The sequence below is a fragment of the Fictibacillus terranigra genome (assembly GCF_030412265.1).
Taxonomy (GTDB): Bacteria; Bacillota; Bacilli; order Bacillales; family Fictibacillaceae; genus Fictibacillus_C; species Fictibacillus_C terrinigri.
In genome coordinates, this window is sequence record NZ_JAUHLN010000004.1 from 87,608 (window position 1) to 107,502 (window position 19,895).

18 protein-coding genes, 1 pseudogene, 1 riboswitch and 1 other annotated feature are annotated in these 19,895 nt (G+C 43.0%); of the genes and pseudogenes, 13 read left to right on the plus strand and 6 right to left on the minus strand.

Translation table 11 applies throughout. From position 1 onward, the window contains the following. Positions 1–37: 37 nt before the first annotated feature. Together QYF49_RS18385 and QYF49_RS18390 are read left to right on the plus strand one after the other, a co-directional pair. Positions 38–1,300, plus strand: a complete 1,263-nt coding sequence (locus tag QYF49_RS18385; protein ID WP_290401066.1) for an ATP-binding protein — start codon at positions 38–40, stop codon at positions 1,298–1,300. A gap of 210 nt (positions 1,301–1,510) precedes the next feature. Further along, complete coding sequence (locus QYF49_RS18390; protein ID WP_290401067.1) at positions 1,511–2,614, plus strand: 5-methyltetrahydropteroyltriglutamate--homocysteine S-methyltransferase; 1,104 nt, start codon at positions 1,511–1,513, stop codon at positions 2,612–2,614. Positions 2,615–2,733: 119 nt separating this feature from the next. Here QYF49_RS18390 and brnQ read toward each other — a convergent pair whose 3' ends face one another. The 3 genes from brnQ to QYF49_RS18405 form a co-directional block, all read right to left on the minus strand. After that, a complete protein-coding gene (gene brnQ, locus QYF49_RS18395; protein WP_290401068.1) occupies positions 2,734–4,065 on the minus strand; it encodes a branched-chain amino acid transport system II carrier protein in 1,332 nt (443 codons plus the stop codon). A 50-nt stretch (positions 4,066–4,115) separates the two neighbouring features. Further along, positions 4,116–4,365 (minus strand) — a binding site (T-box leader). A gap of 102 nt (positions 4,366–4,467) precedes the next feature. Further along, the gene (locus tag QYF49_RS18400; RefSeq protein ID WP_290401069.1) at positions 4,468–5,088 is read right to left on the minus strand and encodes a hypothetical protein; all 621 of its coding nucleotides are present in this window, start codon (positions 5,086–5,088) and stop codon (positions 4,468–4,470) included. Between the two features lie 160 nt (positions 5,089–5,248). Next, positions 5,249–5,686 carry an Rrf2 family transcriptional regulator gene (locus QYF49_RS18405; protein ID WP_290401070.1) on the minus strand — a complete coding sequence of 146 codons (438 nt, stop codon included), beginning with the start codon at positions 5,684–5,686 and terminating at the stop codon, positions 5,249–5,251. Positions 5,687–5,894: 208 nt separating this feature from the next. On the opposite strand from QYF49_RS18405, the gene QYF49_RS18410 reads away from it, so the two are divergent. After that, positions 5,895–6,776, plus strand: a complete 882-nt coding sequence (locus QYF49_RS18410; RefSeq protein ID WP_290401071.1) for an SDR family oxidoreductase — start codon at positions 5,895–5,897, stop codon at positions 6,774–6,776. Positions 6,777–6,937: 161 nt separating this feature from the next. On the opposite strand, the gene QYF49_RS18415 is transcribed toward QYF49_RS18410, so the two are convergent. Further along, a complete protein-coding gene (locus QYF49_RS18415) occupies positions 6,938–7,273 on the minus strand; it encodes a hypothetical protein (protein WP_290401072.1) in 336 nt (111 codons plus the stop codon). A 248-nt stretch (positions 7,274–7,521) separates the two neighbouring features. On the opposite strand from QYF49_RS18415, the gene QYF49_RS18420 reads away from it, so the two are divergent. The 4 genes from QYF49_RS18420 (at position 7,522) to QYF49_RS18435 (ending at position 11,389) form a co-directional block, all read left to right on the plus strand. Beyond that, complete coding sequence (locus tag QYF49_RS18420) at positions 7,522–8,529, plus strand: LacI family DNA-binding transcriptional regulator (protein ID WP_290401073.1); 1,008 nt, start codon at positions 7,522–7,524, stop codon at positions 8,527–8,529. 126 nt (positions 8,530–8,655) lie between these two features. Beyond that, positions 8,656–9,108, plus strand: coding sequence for an RpiB/LacA/LacB family sugar-phosphate isomerase (locus QYF49_RS18425; protein ID WP_290401074.1), 453 nt, complete (start codon positions 8,656–8,658; stop codon positions 9,106–9,108). A 37-nt stretch (positions 9,109–9,145) separates the two neighbouring features. Next, positions 9,146–10,423: an MFS transporter gene (locus QYF49_RS18430; protein WP_290401075.1), complete on the plus strand. Its 1,278-nt coding sequence runs from the start codon at positions 9,146–9,148 to the stop codon at positions 10,421–10,423. Between the two features lie 96 nt (positions 10,424–10,519). Next, positions 10,520–11,389: an AraC family transcriptional regulator gene (locus QYF49_RS18435; RefSeq protein ID WP_290401076.1), complete on the plus strand. Its 870-nt coding sequence runs from the start codon at positions 10,520–10,522 to the stop codon at positions 11,387–11,389. Positions 11,390–11,429: 40 nt separating this feature from the next. On the opposite strand, the gene QYF49_RS18440 is transcribed toward QYF49_RS18435, so the two are convergent. Further along, entirely contained in the window at positions 11,430–13,454 is a 2,025-nt protein-coding gene (locus tag QYF49_RS18440; protein WP_290401077.1) for a Na+/H+ antiporter, read from the minus strand. 82 nt (positions 13,455–13,536) lie between these two features. Here QYF49_RS18440 and QYF49_RS18445 point away from each other — a divergent pair, with 82 nt between their 5' ends. The 4 genes from QYF49_RS18445 (at position 13,537) to QYF49_RS18460 (ending at position 16,606) form a co-directional block, all read left to right on the plus strand. Further along, positions 13,537–13,821 (plus strand): hypothetical protein, encoded by a 285-nt coding sequence (locus QYF49_RS18445; RefSeq protein ID WP_290401078.1) that lies wholly within the window; start codon positions 13,537–13,539, stop codon positions 13,819–13,821. A gap of 86 nt (positions 13,822–13,907) precedes the next feature. Next, a riboswitch (SAM riboswitch) is annotated at positions 13,908–14,012 on the plus strand. A 76-nt stretch (positions 14,013–14,088) separates the two neighbouring features. Further along, positions 14,089–15,102: a methionine ABC transporter ATP-binding protein gene (locus QYF49_RS18450; RefSeq protein WP_290401079.1), complete on the plus strand. Its 1,014-nt coding sequence runs from the start codon at positions 14,089–14,091 to the stop codon at positions 15,100–15,102. After that, entirely contained in the window at positions 15,092–15,757 is a 666-nt protein-coding gene (locus QYF49_RS18455; protein WP_290401361.1) for a methionine ABC transporter permease, read from the plus strand. Before QYF49_RS18450 ends, QYF49_RS18455 begins: the two co-directional genes overlap by 11 nt. Positions 15,758–15,778: 21 nt before the next feature. Beyond that, the gene (locus QYF49_RS18460) at positions 15,779–16,606 is read left to right on the plus strand and encodes a MetQ/NlpA family ABC transporter substrate-binding protein (RefSeq protein WP_290401080.1); all 828 of its coding nucleotides are present in this window, start codon (positions 15,779–15,781) and stop codon (positions 16,604–16,606) included. 88 nt (positions 16,607–16,694) lie between these two features. Here QYF49_RS18460 and QYF49_RS18465 read toward each other — a convergent pair. Further along, positions 16,695–17,446 (minus strand): annotated as a pseudogene (locus tag QYF49_RS18465) (MerR family transcriptional regulator). A 137-nt stretch (positions 17,447–17,583) separates the two neighbouring features. Between QYF49_RS18465 and QYF49_RS18470 the strand changes: the two are divergent. Then, positions 17,584–18,498 (plus strand): LysR family transcriptional regulator, encoded by a 915-nt coding sequence (locus tag QYF49_RS18470; RefSeq protein ID WP_290401081.1) that lies wholly within the window; start codon positions 17,584–17,586, stop codon positions 18,496–18,498. Between the two features lie 161 nt (positions 18,499–18,659). Further along, positions 18,660–19,853 (plus strand): M20 family metallopeptidase, encoded by a 1,194-nt coding sequence (locus tag QYF49_RS18475; protein WP_290401082.1) that lies wholly within the window; start codon positions 18,660–18,662, stop codon positions 19,851–19,853. The last annotated feature ends 42 nt before the right edge of the window (positions 19,854–19,895 follow it).

Below are 19,895 nucleotides of genomic sequence, written 5' to 3' on the forward strand. Positions count from 1 at the left end.
CCAATAAGGTATGTTAATCCAGGAAGTAGGGAACGGTATGTGGGATTCTATCCAAAGCATGTGCTTGCACGTGGTCTTCATTCTTTTTACAATCCTTATCTATCAAGTCTTTTTTAAAGAAAGAGAAGAGAAACGGAAAAAAATTCGTTCGAAATTCTTTCTGACCATGCTGATTATATTAGTTTTTACAATGAGCCAGCCTGTCCTTTATTCCGAGATCTATAAGTATGACTTTAAAGCAGTCGCTATCATCCTGTCCTTTTTATACGGAGGGAAAAGGGCAGGATTTGAAGCCTTCCTGGCACTGCTTGTAACCGGTTTCTTTACAGACCAGAGGATGTTGGTCCTATTTGGCAATTATACAGTGTTTTGTCTATTGTTACTCCCTGTAACCAGCATGTTTCACCGTTATCGAATAAAAGGTAAAGTCATATTGATCAGCTTGTTTTATATGATGATCCCGATCACAAGAGGGGCCTTTCTGCTGTCAAAAGGAGACCACCGGCAGACCTTTTTTGAATTAAGCTCTTCTCTTATTGTGTTGGCGACCCTGATTGCCATCGTATATTTAATTGAAAATATGAATGAGCAAATTGAAATGAAACAAGAGCTGATCCGAACGGAAAAAATGAATGTCGTCAGCCAGCTGGCCGCTTCGGTTGCACACGAAATCCGCAATCCGATGACATCTGTCCGGGGATTTATGCAGTTGATGCAAAAAGAAAATTTAACGAAGGAACAGCAATTGTACATAAGCATCTCGATTGAGGAATTAGACCGGGCACAGGAAATCATTAATCAATATTTAGCTCTCGCAAAGCCGCAAACCGATCAATATGAAACCATCGATTTAACTTCCGTCATTCAACAATCGATTGACGTGATGCATTCGTACGCCATTCTAAACAGCATTCATATTACACAGCAAGTGGAATCATCTCTCGAAATCGAGGGACTTAAGCTGGAAATTCAGCAAGTGTTAATCAACATCATCAAAAATGCGATTGAAGCCATTAAAAGCGAAGGGGAAATCAGGATATCGGCTGCAAAAAATTCCGATGGCTTCGTATCCATTCAAATTCAAGATAACGGTGTAGGGATGACCAAAGACCAAATGAAAAAACTGGGCAGCCCGTATTACTCAACAAAGGAAAAAGGAACAGGCCTTGGTTTAACCGTATGCCATCAAATCGTGAAGCAAATGGGCGGACAAATTAGGATCCAGAGCGAGTTAAAAAAAGGAACATCCTTTACGATAAATCTGCCATCTAAAACGTATAAAAAACAGAGAACATTATGATGAGGGAATTAAGGTAACAGGAATGTTGCCACGTGTGTGAATGAAATGGTTATGCACAAAAACTCCCATTATGATTCGGAAAGGTAGACGATCTCCCGTTCCAGTTTTCATTTAATTGGTTCAGTACTTAAATTTTTTAACTATTTTACATAGCCTTTATCAGAATCTTGTGTATATAATAGGGATAAAATTTTTAAGGAGCTGTACCAATTGACAAAAACATTAACTAAAGGACCGTATAAAGCAGATCATGTCGGAAGTTTCTTACGTCCGGAGCGGATTAAAGAAGCTCGCGTCCTCAAACAAAATGGGAAGATAACCAGCCAGCAGCTTCGTGAAATTGAAGATGAAGAGATCATTCGCCTTGTTGAAAAACAAAAAGAAGTGGGTTTGACAGCCGTTACAGATGGGGAGTTCAGACGGGCTTGGTGGCATTTTGATTTTCTATCAGAACTTGTTGGCGTGGAGCTCTATGAGACAGAAGCAGGAATTCAGTTTAATGGTGTACAAACGAAAGCTCACGGCGTAAAAGTAGTGGGAAAACTGGACTTTCATGATCACCCAATGATTGAAGACTATGTATTCTTGCATCGTGCTGCAGGGGATCATGTGGCCAAATTTACGATTCCAAGTCCAAACATGCTTTTTTTTAGAGGCCGGATTGAAGAGACCGCTTATTCCAATCAGGATGATTTCTTTGATGATGTAATAAAAGTGTACCAAAAAGCGATCCAGGCATTTTATGATGCTGGATGCCGTTATTTGCAGCTGGATGATACGGCATGGGCCGTCTTTTTCTCTGATCAGGGAAAAGAACAGATCGCCGCAAAAGGATACTCGCCAGAAGAGCTGCTGGAACGTTTCACGAGTGCCATCAATGAATCCATCGCTCATAAGCCTGAGGATATGGTGATTACGATGCACATCTGCCGCGGGAACTTTAAATCCAGCTATACAGCAAGCGGGGGATATGACAATGCATCTGAATTTATCTTTGGCAAGTTGAAAGTAGACGGGTTATTTTTGGAATTTGATGATGAGCGCTCCGGCGGTTTTGAACCGATTCAGCACGTCAACCGCGATGACCTGCAAATTGTTCTTGGGCTGATTACATCAAAATTTGGTGATTTGGAGCATCCTGAAACGATAAAAGAACGGATTCGGGAAGCATCGAAGTATGTGCCGCTTGATCAAATCTGCCTAAGCCCACAGTGCGGGTTTTCCTCCACAGAAGAAGGGAATCTGCTGACTGAAGAACAGCAATGGGCCAAGATAAAACATGTCGTTTCGATTGCTGATGAGGTATGGAAATAACTCAAAAGTAGAAAAAAAGGCAGTGTTCTTTCTGTGGACTTTATCGATTGACGAAATCGGAAAATACGAAAAAATAAGAAGCAGATCCATTGTGGATCTGCTTCTTATCTTGTATAGAACTATGAAACCTTCAATTCCTTCTCAACCGCTGGCGTATGGCTGCGGAATCGGCTAATGGCCAGTCCTGCAGCGGTACCGGCGAGTGCGGGTACGACCCAGCCCAATCCGACAGACGATAGCGGCAGGAGATCACTCATCGTTTGAACCGGACCGAGCTTCAGTCCAAAGGCGTTTAACCCGCCGATGACGGCAAATACACCGGTAAATAAGAGGGCGCATCCGTACACTGTTTTCGCCTGTTTAAAGAAACGATGAAAGAACGTGAGTGTGATCAGCACGATGGTTAACGGGTAAGCTGTGACAAGGAACGGCACGGAAACCTTTAGGATTTGGTTTAACCCCAGGTTTGAAAGGGTGAAGCCTGCCAGTGTGACGGCTAACACCACTGACTTGTAGCTTGCTTTTGGCATCAGATTGGAAAAATATTGGCCACAGGCTGAGGTCAAACCAACGACTGTCGTGAAGCACGCTAACGTAAAGATCAATCCAAGCAAGGTTTTACCGCTCTGTCCCAATAAAAGGGTGGAAGCTGCTGAAAGAATGTCGGTGCCATTTTCAAACGACCCGCTGGCTGCCATTCTTGCCCCCATCAACCCGAGGCTGACATAAATCAAGGAGAGCAATACTCCCGCAATGAGGCCGGCTTTCAATGTATAGTTCGTCAATTGCTTTCTGTCACGGATGCCTCTTTGCTGGATAGATGTAAGAATAACGATTCCAAATGCCAGTGAAGCAAGGGCATCCATGGTGTTATACCCTTCAAGGAAGCCTTTGGAAAAGGCTCCGGATTGATATGCCGCTGATGGTGATTGGAACGGTGCATCGAGTTTAGCAAAACCAGCCACACATAGCACTACCATCGCTAACAGCAAAGCAGGGGTAATCCAACGGCCCATGTATTTTTCCATTTTGGACGGGTTTAAGCTGACGACATAAACAAGGGCAAAGAATAGCACGGTGAATAAGAATAAAACCAAGGATGAGTTCAAAGATTGTCCGAGAAATGGTTTAACTCCCATCTCATAAGCAACATTGGCATTTCTGGGAATCGCCAGGAATGGTCCGATGGATAAATAGACAACCACCATAAAGACGGTGCTGAATACCGGATGCACACGGTTTCCGATCGTCTGTGCGCCGCCTTTTACAAGGGAAACAGCGTATAGCACGGCAAAGGGAAGACCTACCCCGGTAATGATAAAGCCTGCCATGGCGAGCCAGTACGATGTTCCTGATTGTGCTCCCAGGAATGGAGGGAAAATCAGGTTTCCTGCCCCAAAAAACATAGAAAATAGCATTAATCCAATAAATAAGGTGTCCAGTCTTCTCAAAGTAATCTCTCCTTTATTGTTTTTGAAACATAAAAAAACCCGCCCCTGTATGCAGGGACGAGTTTGTGCTCGCGTTACCACCCTAATTCCGCAGCTCCAAAAAGTAAGCTTACGGCTCTCAGTCAACGTACCATCATACGTGTTCCATTGTAACGGCGGACAACCCGGCAAAAGCTTACCATTCATCAGCTTTGCATCTCAGAGATGATTTTCGGACAAGGCCTGAACATCGGCTTTCACCAAGCGCCGATTCTCTGTAGGACAGGGATCCCATCTTACTCTTCTCTTCATCGATTTTAAGTATAAAAATAATTTAGCAGAGGTAAATCGATAAGTCAATATATTTTGACAGTTTGAGTAATTCCAATTATTGCTGCTGCGCTTTGAGCTCTATTGAAATGGTTAATCATTATGCAACAAATGCTCAAGAGATAGGATATCGGATTCAAGTATTTTTTTTATACCAGCAGGAGACTTGTTTTTAGTAATCAGTTTTCCTGTTTTGACGTTATATATGGAATATTTATAATTCTCATCATAGGATAAAGTGTCTTCCATTAGAAAAAATATGGTACTTAACTTTCTTTTATCTAATATTGTTTCAGGCTTGCTCTTGTCTTCCTTAAAGTAAAGTTTTATCACATGGGGTTCATTTGAAATGACTAAGCCTAATTCGGGATTAACTCTAATACTTGAATTGCTGAAGTGCCAATCATCTTTTTTAGGATTAAACCATTGAATGTCTTTTTTTCCTATAAAATTCTTGTAGGTATTTATTGCATTCTCGTAATTCTTTTTTCTAGCCTCCGTGATTTCATTCACTATGTGGTTTAGATAATCCTCTGAATGTTTATTTTTATGAAAATTTACAATTCCATCTCTGAACTTTTTCCAATAATCTTTTCCAGGATGATATTCTTCCCTGGCCTTTATCTCTTTTATTTTGGTTAATCGCGAAAGTCCATTTTTAATGCTGAAATCCACAAAATCTGAGAGGGTTATTTTTGTTTTTGCCTTTTCCATTAATCCTCCTTTAACTTAGGTAGTATCTTAATATTTATATTCTCGCATAAATTACTTAGAAGTCAGTAGATATATGAATTTCCTCCATTCATTTAAACGGCCGTTTAACATGTTACCTGCGCAAAAAGACATCCCTGATATCAGGAATGTCTTTTTCCATTTATGATGAGATATTCTCTTTTTCAACGATACCTTTAACAATATCTTCAATCGTTACATTTCCCAGCACTTTTTCCAAGGCGATTTGAGCGGTGGACAATACCGGAATGATCGCATCTTGAATGTTTCTTCCTACAGGACATTTAGGATTCGGATTCCCGTGAACACTGAACAATTCATTTTCCTGTACGACATCGACCGCCTTATATACGTCCAGCAGTGTAATTTCGGATAATTTCCTGGCTAACCTGGCCCCCGCTATGCCAGGGTGTACTTCTACTAACCCGGCTTTCTTCAGCATTCCTGTAATTTTTCTGATGACGGCAGGGTTTGTGTTTACACTTTCCGCCAAATACTCAGATGAGCTTACCCCGTCTTTATTAAACTCGATGAGGGTCAATATATGAACGCCTACAGCAAAACGGCTGCTGATGGACATCTTTTTCATCACCTTCCTTGCCATTTTCTAAAACAGTAATATTTTTAAATGTAATTATATTGGTTACAAGCACTAGTATACTCCAAGTGCAAGGATATATCTATTGACAAAAAACTTAAATGTAATTAAAATGATTACAGGTAACAGGGTTGATTACAAATAGCGAATAATAGGTTTAACCAAAAATTATAAATGGGAGGATTATCAAATGAAAATGTTAGTTACAGGGGCTACAGGGAAATTGGGCGCCAGGATTGTAGAGACATTGTTGAAGACTGTACCAGCCGATCAGCTGGCTGTAAGTGTTCGTAATCCGGAGAAAGCGGAGGGCCTGCGGGCTCGTGGGGTAGAGGTTCGACACGGAGATTTTGACCAGCCGGAATCATTGGATTCTGCTTTTGCGGGTATTGACCGTCTTTTGATCATATCTGCCGATGGGGACAATGAAACCAGAATCAAACAGCACACTGATGCGGTTGCTGCGGCAGCGCGTGCTCAAGTTAAATTTATTGCCTATACGAGTTTAGCAAACGCACGTGAAAGTAAGCTGTTCCTTGCTCCGCCTCACCAAGCAGCGGAAGAGGCGATTTTGAAAACCGGCATTCCATACTCCTTCCTGCGCAATAACTGGTATCTGGAAAATGAAATGGGGAGCATACAAGGTGTGATCGCAGGAGCGCCTTGGGTGACATCTGCGGAATCCGGCAGAGCAGGCTGGGCGCTGCAGCAGGATTATGCGGAGGCAGCAGCTGCTGTATTGGCTGGGAAGGGACACGAGAATACCGTTTACGAACTTTCCGGTAAGCTTATGACGCAAGAAGAATTGGCATCTGCTGTTGGGGAAGTATTAGGTGAAGAAGTATCTGTTCAGCAAGTCGATGATGCTTCGTATGCTGACATGATGAAGGGTGCCGGCGTACCGGATTTTATTATTCCTATGCTTGTCGACATCCAAAAAGGCATTCGGGACGGTGAATTGGAGGTCGAGAGCAACGGTTTTGAAAAATTGCTTGGCCGTCCTGCTACACCAGTAAACGAGGCTTTGAGTCAGATGGTCAATCAACTCTTTGCAAAACAGAATGACGCTTAATGGGAAAACAGGCTTTTGTCGTTCCTGGCCAAAGACAAACTCAAACCCCTTTTCAATATTCTTTGAAAAGGGGTTTGTTCTGTTCTTTTCAGTTAAAGCTGGACATGGGCTTGCTATGCCCGGCTCAGAGACAGCTTGAAAAATTAGTGGTTGTATTTATGTTATAGCCTTGGGGCAGGACCAAGTTTCTTTAGCCACGTATGATCCTTTTTTCGTTTTTTCTCTTTTTTATGCGAAGAACTTGAAGAACTCGAAGAGCTTGAAGATTCCTTTTTACTCTGATGATGTGAAGAGCTTGAAGATTCTTTTTTACTCTGATGATGTGAAGAGCTTGAAGATTCCTTTTTACTCTGATGATGTGAAGAGCTTGAAGATTCTTTTTTACTCTGACGGTGAGAAGAACTTGAAGATTCCTTTTTACACTGACAATGTGAAGAACTTGAAGACTCATGAGCACTCTCATCATGTGAATAATATTTTTTACGAGAAGATGACATTTCATTCACCCCCTTGCAAACCATTTGAGAGGAAGAGATAGTCTCTTAATCTCTCAATATACTATGTAAAAATATGGTAGATTGTGAAAGCAAAGCTGAAAAGTGTGCTTATTTTTTTTTCAAATAGGCGCCCAACTCCATTGCATTTTACTCTAGTAAAAAAACATTGACAGTATTCCCATTTATTTGATAGAATTCAAATAATTTAGAGAGTTTGGTTAATCGATTAACTCAAAAGGTGGAGTAACGTGAAAAGAAACGCAACGCTAAAAGAGGTGGCACAATTAGCAAACGTATCAACTGCCACTGTTTCCAATGTTATTAATGAAACCAAATATGTAAGCGATTCCGTAAAGAAAAATGTATACTCGGCGATGAACGCTCTGAACTATGTCCCCAATACCGTTGCAAAGAGTTTGCGGGTTCAGGAGTCGAACCTGATCGGATTAATAATTTCCGATATCTCCAATCCCTTTTTTTCTCATGTGGTGAGAGGCATTGAGGATAACTTGACCGAGTTTGGCTATAACGTCCTGCTCTGTAATACCGATTCGGATGTTGAAAAGGAAAAAAAATACTTGAAGGTTTTACTAGGGAAGAGAGTGGATGGATTAATCGTCTCTTCTTCTGGAAACGCTGATGGTTATTTAGAAGAGCTTGGAAATTTGGACGTTCCCGTTGTTTTTTTGAACCGGTATCCGGATCCTCTACTATCTGATATTGTTGCAACCAATAATATTAAAGGAGCATATACAGCCACTGAACATTTAATACAGCATGGCTATAAAAGGATAGGAATGATTACAGGTCCTCAAAGTATAAGTACGGGACGTGACCGTTTAATTGGATATAAGCAGGCGCTGGACAAGCATCTTCTCCCTATTGATGAAAGACTGATAAAAGAGGGAGATTTCAAGGCAGAGAGCGGTAATAGGTTAACAAAAGAGCTGATCAAGCAAGACTTTAAGCCAGATGCATTATTAATAAGCAATAACTTTATGACACTAGGGGCTTACCATGCCATAAAAGAGTTAGGTATTCGTGTACCAGAAGATCTGGCCATCATTGGTTATGATGACCCTGACTGGGCTGCAGTTTCCAATCCTTCGTTAACAGCCGTTAAACAGCCGGCGTATGACCAGGGGGTTCAAGCCGCTAATTTAATCTGCGAAAGAATTAAAAGAAAGGATCAATTTAAACCAAGAGAAATCTACCTGGATCCGTCACTGATCGTTAGAGAATCTTGTGGATGTTGATAAATAAATAAGGCAAAGGAGGTGATTTCTGCATAGCAGTTAAACGATTAACTTATTTTTCTCATGTGTAAGGATTTTTTTGTCATGTTCAGTTAAACGATTAACCAGAAAAGGTGGAAAAGAAATATGATAATTGTAGTAGGCGGAGATCATGCGGGTTATCCTTTGAAGAGTAAAATTGTAAACGTTATCAAAAACATGGATTATGAGGTTATTGATTGTGGCTGTTTTGATGAAACACCAATAGATTTTCCGGATATCACTCGGGAAGTGTGCGATAAAATTCTTTCTGGAGAAGCGGAAAAGGCTGTTTTAGTTTGTGGCACAGGAGTGGGCGCTTGTATTGCAGCTAATAAAATTCCCGGTATCCGTGCAGCTGTATGTCATGATGTACATTCTGCCCATCAATGTGTGGAACACGATGATGTCAATGTCATGTGTATAGGAGCGCAAATTGTTGGCCCTTGGCTTGCTGGTGATTTAGTCGCCAGTTTCCTGAACGCTGAGTTCAGTACAGATGAAGATTGCAGAAGAAGGGTTGAAAAGCTTAAACAAATGGAGAACTATTCACGCCGTTAAGTGAGGTTATAAACACCCTATTAAAGGAGGAAGTGACATGCCTGCTTTGGAAATACCTTCTAATCGTTGGAAACGGATTATTCCAGTTGCTTTTTTAATGTATACCATTGCTTTTATGGACAGGACCAATATTAGTTTTGGTTTGTTTGGGATGCAAGAGGATTTGGGGATCGATGATAAGGATGCAGGCCTTGCAGCCGGAGTTTTCTTTTTTGGTTATTTGTTTCTTCAAGTACCGGGCGCTCTGCTGGCACAGAAATGGAGTGCCAAGAAATTCATTTTGATTTCTTTGCTTTTCTGGAGTGTTTTTTCAATAGCAACAGGCTTTGTCCAAAATTTTACGCAGCTTCTTATTGTCCGATTTTTGCTGGGGGTAGCCGAGGGCGGAGTGTCGCCTGCTACTATGATCCTGTTAACAAAATGGTTCCCATTAAATGAAAGGGCAAGGGCCAATGCCTACTGGTATTTATGCATTCCGTTTGCTTCGATCATTGTGGCTCCATTATCCGGTTTCATCCTTACTCATATGGATTGGCGGTGGATGTTTATAATAGAAGGGATTCCGCCTCTATTATGGGCACTGGTATGGTGGTTCACGATTGACGATGAACCGAATCAGGCCAAGTGGATCTCTAAACAGGAGAGGGAATACTTAGAAACAACGTTGGCGGCGGAAAGAAAAGTCATTAAAAAAGCTGCACCGCGCATAAAAGACGCTCTAACCAATCGAAATGTTATTCTTTTGCTGCTTGTGTTCTGCTTTCTTCAAGTCGGTTTTTATGGCTTTGGACTCTGGCTTCCAAAATTAATAGACTCCATATCCTCCGGAAGTTTAATGGTGACCAGTTTGCTCTCCGCTCTTCCTTGGATCGCTGCGATGATCGGCTCAATTATTAACTCGAAACGCGCAGACCGAACAGGGAATTATAAATGGACGTTAGCGGTGCCGATATTGGCAGGAGCAGGGTGTTTACTGATCTCTGTTTTATTCGGCCGCAGCAACCCTATCCTGTCGATTTTGTTTTTATGTCTGTGCCTAGGGTTTATGTATTGCTATGGAGTTTTTTGGACAGCGGTTTCAGCCTATTTAGCAGACGAGGTGTTATCCGTTGGAATAGGCACCATTAACGCTATAGGGAATTTGGGAGGATTTATTGGTCCTTTTATGGTGGGATATCTCATTTCAGGAACCGGCAGTTTTCTCTTTGGAATTGTCTTCCTCGTTTCTTCGTTAACCTTATCAGGAATATTGGCATTATTTTTAAAAGAAAGGAACATAGCGGTGGGTGCGGAGAAGGTAATCATCAGCAGCTAAGGGGAACAAAATAATAATCGGTCAAACCGGTGCACGGATTGTCGGATGGGTTGATTCGTCTCTTGATAGGATGAGGATGAAAGGAGGGAAATGATAGTGGATTCGCTTAAAAGCATGAATGACGCATTACTGTATATAGAGGAAAACCTGGATGATGAGCTCGATTATCGCGAGGCCGCAAGAAGGGCTTGCTGCTCGGAGTATCATTTTAAACGGATGTTCTCGTTTCTGGCAGGGATCCCGTTATCGGAATATGTTCGCCGCCGCAGATTGACACTGGCTGCTTTTGAACTAATGAACGGTAACTGTAAGGTCATTGACGCAGCCGTCAAATATGGATACGGTTCTGCCGACGGTTTTACAAAGGCATTCCAGCAGCTGCACGGCGTTACCCCGACAGAAGCAAAGAAGAATGGTCATTCTCTAAAAGCATTTCCGCGTATGTCCTTTCAGTTATCCATTAAGGGAGGAAATGAGATGAATTATCGGATCGTCGAGAAGGATGCGTTTCATATCGTCGGGATCAAAAAAAGAGTGCCATTGGTCTTTAGCGGGGTGAACCCTGAGATCGCTGCGATGTGGCAGAGTCTAAACCCGGATATGATCGATGAGTTAAAAGGTTTATCGGATGTCGAGCCAAAAGGGCTGATCAGTGCATCCACTAATTTTTCGGAGAGGCTAGCCGAGAACAGTGAGCTTGATCATTATATTGGGGCTGCCACGACAGCTGGGTGTCCGGAGCACTTCGAGAGGCTTGATGTAAAACCGTCTGCATGGGCAGTTTTTGAATCAGTCGGACCTTTTCCTGATACGTTGCAGAACATTTGGGGCCGTATCTATTCCGAGTGGTTCCCCTCATCGTCGTATGAACAGGTGGAAGGACCGGAAATTCTCTGGAATGCGGATAAAGACACCTCGTCCAAAACCTTTAGAAGTGAAATCTGGATTCCCGTCAAAAAGAAATAACAAGAGAAGCATCGGCCCAAGCAGGCCGATGCTGTTTGTTTTAATGCGGCTGAACGCTCGTTTCCTCGATCCAATACGCCTCCCTGATATTCACCTGTTTACGCAATTCCCTGATGATGTCGATGGTGATTTCGCCCTCTTCGTAAAGATGCTGAATTTCGTCCCTCTCTGCCTGGAAGGCTTTGATCTGGAGATCTCTTTTCATCAGGGAGTAGTGATTGGATTCCTCTCCTTTTTTCGCCAGCTTGAACTGCCGGATGAGGCGATTGTATTCCCCGATGACCGCTAAATAACTATTTTTATTTTCAGGAGTGATATGGTTCCTTAAATAGTGAATGGCTGCTTTCGCCATGCTCACTTTTAGCTTCACCAGCTTTTTTGTCCTTGCGCGACGCGTTTTTTTACGTTCTTTATGTTTGGGTATAAAAAGCTTTAGCAAGGCAAACAAGCCGCGTTTAAAAAGCGTCCAAAGGAACAATCTCCTGTATTGCATCCGGTTGGTTCGGGAGAGCCGCCTTCTCTGGATATGTTCCTCGATGAGATGCGCTGTCTCCCGGTCAACCTCCCCGGCTCTTTTTACATGTACATAGTAGCGGACTTCCGCTTCGAGTGCCGTAAGCCGTGCCTCGTTTTCTTCCCGTTTCATTTGCTCCGAACTCTTTTCACTTACCTCATTGCGTACCGTATTGTAATTGTTGATGACGGAAATGGCCGCGCTCCGGTTCACATCGGTTATGGATTCCTCGATCGAATGGATGGCTGCGTCGATGGTCCGGAGCGCTGCTTTCCTTTCCATTTCCTCTTTCAGCGTATTACGGTCGCCTTTTTCCGTTCGTGAAAGAACCGGCAGAAAAACACTGGCTGCGATCAATGTAAACAAGATCACACCGGCTGCGATAAAGAGGATCAATGAACGCTCCGGAAAGGGAGCTCCTCCCGCAATGACAAAGGGAATCGTAAATGCACCAGCAAGGGTAACCGCCCCTCGTACTCCGGAAATCGTAAGGATGGATATCGCTCTCAGAGACTGCATGTGAGGCTTCTTTTTTTCCATCCATCCCCTCCACGTGGCCGAAATCCACAAAAAGCGAAGAAGAATCAACGCCACGGAAATGATGAGAATGTACCCCGTAACCTGCCAGTTATTGAAGAGGGGATCCTCAAGGATTTCATTGATCACGCTTGGAATCTGCAAGCCGAGCAGCACAAATACCAGTCCGTTTAATATGTAGATGAGAACGGTCCAGGTGCTTTCGGAAACAATTTGCAATTTTCCAGCGGGAATCCGGCTGCGTTCCTGATGGATGGCATGGATAATCCCGGCGGCAACGACCGATAGGATCCCCGAGAGATGGAAATGTTCGATGATGTAAAAGATAAAAAAGGGCGTAAGGAGCTGGATGAGCATATGGATCGTCACATCCTCCATACCGAGCCTCCGAATAAACGTCCTCAACTGGATGATCACGATAGCCAATAACGCACCGCCGAGGAACCCTCCAATTGAAATCACGACAAAACTTCCGCTGGCCTGTGCCAATGAAAAAGCGCCGGTCACCGTTGCGGCAACGGCAAATTTAAAAGCGACCAACCCGGAGGCATCGTTCATTAATCCTTCGCCTTCAAGAACGTGCATGATCGGCTTCGGAATCTTTACCCTGGCCGAGATCGAGCTTACAGCCACCACATCGGTAGGGGATAGAATCGCTGCAAGGGCAAAGGCTGCTGGCCATGGAATCGTTGGTATGAGCCAATGGATCAAGCTTCCGATCACCAAGACCGTGAGAAACACGAGACCGAGGGCGAGCAACAGGATGGGTTTACGGTGCTTCCATAAATCCTGCCTCGAAACATGCCTTCCGTCGTGGAAGAGCAATGGCGCGATAAAGAGAATAAAAAATAATTCCGGCTCCAGAGGAATTTGTAACCCCAAGGGAAGGGAAGCGAGCGTTACGCCCAATGCAATCTGGACGAGCGGCACCGGTATGTATGGCAAAAGGTGATTGATTAAGCTGGATAGCCCGATCAGGGACAGGAGCAATAAAATAACGAGAAAAAACTCCATGATCTGCCTCCTTTCATATTCAGTTTGTACCTCAAATGTGTTTTTCATTGTACATCTTTGCCTGTTATTTTTTGCGGGAATCATGGCTTTTTATCTGAAGATTTTTGATGGTAAAATATGTTGGATGCTGGAGAGGAAGTCAATTGGAAGAATTGAAATAGGCAAGAACAAACGCCGCCTTTTATTATTTGCCATCATACCTCTTTCCATTGTTGGTTATCTATTCGCTGTCTACAAGGAATCACTGTTCTACTTGTACGAATGGATGTTAATGCTTCTTTTCGCAGCTTCCATTATTTTAGCGGTTATCAGTATGATTAAAATAAAAAGCTTTTTAAAATGGATTTCTGCATCCATCCTGGCCTAATTCCAACCTTTCTACTATGAATGCCATTGACAATGGAGGATAATCGCTTTATTATTAAAAATGTTCTAATAATAATTACATATCCGTTCTTATCAAGAGAGACTGAGGGATTAGGCCCTATGACGTCCGGCAACCTCCATTTTGGAAAGGTGCCACTTCCTGCAGAATGAAGTCATTCTGAAAGATAAGGTGATTGAATGTATAATCCAATGCCTCTTTCATGATGAAAGAGGCATTTTTGGTTGGAAAGAAAGAGGGGGTTGTAACTTGATTGAAGTGAGAAATCTGGTGAAGGTGTATCGATCAAAGAAAAAAGAGATCGTAGGGGTCAACAATGTTTCCTTATCCGTCAAGGCGGGGGAGATCTATGGCATCATCGGATACAGCGGCGCCGGCAAAAGCTCCCTGTTACGGTGTTTGAACCTTTTGGAGAAGCCGACATCCGGCGAGGTAGAAATTGATGGGGTCAATCTGCCTTCACTAAAAGGAGAAGACTTAAGAAAAGCGCGGTTAAAGATTGGGATGATCTTTCAGCACTTTCATCTCGTCAGTTCAAAAACCGTCTATGAAAATATTGCATTTGCCTTAAAAGCAGCAGGCAAATCGAAGGATGAGGCGGAGAAGAGAGTATTGGAGCTATTGGATCTCGTCGGTCTTGCGGATAAGAAGGAACAATATCCGGCTCAATTGAGCGGCGGGCAGAAGCAAAGGGTCGGAATTGCCAGGGCGCTCGCCAATAACCCGAAGGTCCTATTATGTGATGAGGCAACGTCAGCACTCGATCCGAGTACAACGAAATCCATCCTCAACCTGCTAAAGGACATTAACCGAAAGCTGGGATTGACCATCGTTTTGATCACGCATGAAATGGAAGTGGTGAAGGAGATCTGCCACAAGGTTGCCGTTATGCAAAACGGTGAAGTGATTGAGGAAGGCGGAGTCTATGACATCTTCTCCAATCCTCAGGAACCATTGACCAAAGATTTCATCAACAGTATCCTGCAGTTTGAACTGCCTCAGCAGCTCATCCAAAACCGTAAAGGGAAGATCATCAGGATTCAGTTCAAGGGCGAGATTGCAGAAGAATCGGTAGTGTCTGAGCTCTTCCAGAAATACAAGGTCAAAGGGAACATCCTGCATGGAAAGATTGAGTACATACAGGAGATCCCGCTCGGTATTTTCATTATGGAGCTTACCGGTGAAGATTCTGAAGTAGAGAGAGCGATCGAATATATTACGGAGAAAACAAGGAGTCTGGAGGTGGTGCATGATGTCGCTTGATTCACTGGTGCAGCTTCTTCCGGATTTAAACAAGGCGTTCTTCCAAACGCTTTATATGGTAGGCATCTCTTTAGCCGTGGCCATCATCATCGGGCTCCCGCTTGGTGTATTGCTTTTTGTCACGGATAAAGGATTATTCCTTGAAAACTCGGCTGTGAAAAGTATTACCGGATGGATCGTCAACCTGATACGTTCCATTCCGTACATTATTCTTTTGGTGGCGCTGTTGCCGTTAACGGATTTGCTGACGGGGACAACGATTGGGCCGACTGCGGCTTCTGTATCCCTCTCTGTTGCCGCGATTCCCTTTTTTGCAAGGATGGTTGAAACCTCGCTTCGGGAAATCGATAAGGGAGTGATCGAATCGTCGGTTGCAGTCGGGGCAACCTCATGGATGATCATTAAGGATGTGCTTCTGCCAGAAGCCAAACCTGGCCTCATTCAAGGATTGACGATCACGACAATCTCTTTGGTCGGTTATTCGGCCATGGCAGGGATTGTCGGAGGGGGAGGAATCGGGGACCTGGCCATCCGGTTTGGTTACTATCGCTACGATAATACTGTCATGATCACTACCGTAGTCGTTCTGATTCTACTCGTACAAATCATTCAATTGGCCGGAGATAGGATCTCCAAACTCGTAGACAAGAGATAAAACAATAGGGGAGAGAAACCAATGAAAAAGTTTACTTCAGCACTCATTCTACTATTCGCTATTGCTGTGCTTTCAGCGTGCGGATCAACCTCCAGCGGATCATCAGGCGCGGGAGACAAGAAGGACATCAGCATTGGAGCAACAGCCGGACCTTACAGTGATATGGTATCGAAAGCGATCAAACCTGAACTGGAGAAGAAGGGTTATAACGTTAAGGTGGTCGAGTTCAGTGATTACATTCAGCCGAACCTGTCATTAGCCAAAGGATCCATTGATGCGAACCTGTTCCAGCACAAGATCTATATGGAGAATTTCGCAAAAGAAAAGAATTTAAAGCTTTCTGAGCTGATTATTGTACCAACTGCGCCAATGGGCGTTTATTCCGATAAATTCAAAAAGATGGAAGACATCAAAAACGGCAGCACGGTGGCCATTGCCAACGATCCTGTTAACCTTGCCAGAACGCTGATCATGTTCCAGGATGCCGGACTCATCACCATTAAAAAAGGTGTTAATCCATTAACTGCTTCAGAAAAAGACGTTCAGGACAATCCGAAGAAATTGCAGTTCAAACCGCTTGAAGCTGCGCAATTGCCAAGAGCTGTCGGGAGTGCAGATGTATCAGCCGTTCCTGGTAACTTTGCCCTCGCTGCAAAAATGAACTTGCAGGATGCACTGTTCCTTGAGAACATGCCGGATCAATACCGCAACCGAGTAGTTGTAAACACAAAGGATGTTGACTCGAAATTCGCGAAAGACATCAAAAAGGTTGTGGAATCCAAAGCCTTTGAACAAACCATTGATAAAGAATTTAAAGGGTTCGGGAAACCGGAGTGGATGAAGAAGTAAGTTTGTTGTAGAAAGGAAAAAGCAGTCTAACAAGAGTTAGGCTGCTTTTTCCTTTCCCAGTTTTTCTATTGGTTCCGTTTTGAAATGCTTAATCTGTTGCAGCTGCGAATGATTCTGCAGCGGTCGAATGAAAGTACGCAAGGCCAGTCTGTTGTGCCTCCAGCATATTCCGATGAAAATCATCATCTGGGAAAAACCTTGCCTGTGTGGCATAATCTTTATGAGTAATCTGTTGGCCTTGTTTATTTAAGACATCGATATGATCGCGAATCAGGCCTCTTACGATCTTGTCATCGATTTTCAATCCTGATCGAAGGGCACTTGACATGCCATTCATAAATCGTTGTGCTTCAATAGCGGTTTCATTCATCGTTTCAACATCAATCGTAGTATTGTCGAGTAAATCGTAATCGTACGTCTCTTTCAAATATTGATTTTGCTCAACGAATGCTTCCTTCCATTCATTTTCTGTATTAAATCCTTTAAACATGTCTGTTTTGTCCATAGCTTCTCCTCTCTCAGAACAACCAATCGATTCGTCCAGTGTCTGATCAAACGATCAAGTCTCAGCTTGCGGGCAAGGAGCAGTTCTTTCCGGCTGGACAATATCGATAATCGCTCCGGTTCACCTTCAAGCAGCTGCTTGATTTTCTCCAGCGGAAAATCAAGCTCCCTGTAAAATAATATTTGCTGCAAACGCTCCAGTTCTTTCATTCCATACAAGCGGTAACCTGCCTCGTTCGTCTCGCATGGCAGTAAAAGTCCGATCTTGTGATAGTGATGTAATGTCTTGACTGTAACGTTCGATAGATCTGCAATCTCTTTTACCGTATAGAGCATTGGATTCACTCCTTTCTTGTATTTAGCTTAAGGGCTCCCCTTAGGTTAGAGTCAAGAGCTGGAGATCTGTTTTTTTAATAAAATTTAGGATGAACATTTCGTAAACCAATATATAAGAGAGCGGGTGAATCCATCAGATGGATGAGAAGGATTGTTTAATATTACAGTACTTGTATGAGAACGCGAATTTAACGAAAGCAGCAGAACGCTTTTATATGACACAGCCTGCTCTCACTTATCGGCTGCGCCAAATCGAGAAGGAATTTCAAATTGTGATATTCAGCAAAAATGGGAAGAACATGAAGATGACTCCTGCTGGTGAATATTTGGTCGGCTATGCGAAAAGGATCCTTATGGATTTACGGAGTACAAGAGAGTACTTACTCAACATGGGAAATGAAGTTCAGGGAAGTTTGAAAATAGGTGTAAGCAGTAACTTTGGGCTCTATAATTTGCCTTCGATTCTGGAATATTTAGTGAATCAGTACCCAAATCTTCATGTGAATGTGGATACAGGGTTCAGCACGGAAATCGTGGATCTGCTGATGGAAGGGGAAATTGATGTTTCCATCGTTAAAGGTGAATACAACTGGCCGGATCAAAAGTATTTGCTGAGCGAGGAAAACATTTGCCTCATATCGAAGAACAAACTTGATCTTCATAAACTTCCTCAGCTGCCCTTGATTAATCGAAAAGAACCCACTGTTTTAATGAAGTATAAAAATTTGCCCATCCGTCCTTTAGATCAAAGCATTCAATGCTGGTGGAACGAACAATTTGATGAACCGCCTCTCATTACGATGCAATTGGATAGTTATGAGACCAGTAAAGAAATGGTGAAAAAAGGGCTGGGGTATGCAATTATTCCAAAGGTATTTCTGAAAGACAGTGATGATTTATATTGTCATCCATTGATTTTCAAGGACGGCCAGGAATTAACAAGAAGAACGTGGATGTTATACAGGCAATCATCCATGCAATTAGCGGCCATTTCTACATTTGTGAATTATATTAAAGAAATTTATAAACTTGAACATGCAAGGAGTACATGATTGCTGAAGATTTAAGAAAAACGCCGATTCGGCGTTTTTTTGTTTGCATATAAAATAATTTTATAGGTGCCTAAAAAACATTAAGTTTACTTATCATTTCAACAAATGAATAATGGAATAAACTAATTTGATTTTTCTGAATGTTTTGGAGGGCATATAGTATGAATACCATTGACTTGAGAGAAAAAGAGGCCATCCTGGCGGCCGTTGATGCCCGTGATGCTGAACTAAGAGGGATATCATTAAAAATTCATGCCCATCCTGAGCTCAGCTTTAATGAATATCAAGCCATGAAATGGTTGACGGAGCCTTTAGAAAAGGCGGGTTTTCATGTTGAAAAAGGAATTTCAAATCTTGAAACCTCGTTTAGGGCGACATGGGAAGGGAAATCAGGCGGACCCACTGTTGCGATTTTAGCGGAATATGATGCACTGGCAGGTCTCGGACACGGGTGCGGCCATAACATTATTGGAACGTCTGCTGTTGGTGCAGCACTCGCTCTAAAGGATACTTATCCCGATCTGCCTGGGAAAATCGTGGTTCTGGGCACACCCGCTGAAGAAGAAGGAGGCGGTAAAATCCTGATGGTTGAAAATGGAGTTTTCGATGATATTGATATCGCCATGATGTGCCACCCACAGAAACAGTCGATGGTGTTGCGGGGTGGACTAGCCTGTGTGGATGCCTCCTTTAAATTTTATGGAAAGGCTTCGCATGCTTCCTCTGCACCCGAAAAAGGGATTAGTGCTCTTGATGCGGTAATCCATACGTTTGTTGCGATTAATTCCTTGCGGCAGTTTTTCAAGGATGATGTCAGAATCCATGGGATTATTACAAAAGGCGGGGAAGCTACAAATGTGGTGCCAGCCTATTGTGAAGCTGAGTTCTTACTTAGGGCTGAGACAGTGGATGAACTGAAGATCGTACGCGAAAAGGTATACTCCGCCGCACGTCATGCGGCGGAGGCCGTTGGTGCGAGGATTGATATTAAGGAAGGACTTGTTTACGCTGAACGAAACAATAATAAAACATTGGCTCACTTATTCAAGGACAATTTGGAATCATTAGGAGAAGTGGTGATTGAGCCTCCGAAAAAAGGTGGCATCGGTTCGTCGGATATTGGAAATGTCGGGCAAGTGACCGCAACCATTCACCCTTACATAAAAATTACCGATGCAACGACACATACTCCAGAATTCGTGGAAGCATCAGCTTCGGAAGAGGGGATGATCGGCCTAAATAAGGCCGCAAAAGCATTAGCGATGACCGCTTATGATGTTTGCAGCAATTCAGAAATTTTCCAAGCGATACGGAATGAGTTCGAAGGATGGAAAAAGAATAAAAGATCGGTTTAAACATTTGTTTAAAAGAAACGATTTTGGCATGCAGCCCTAACT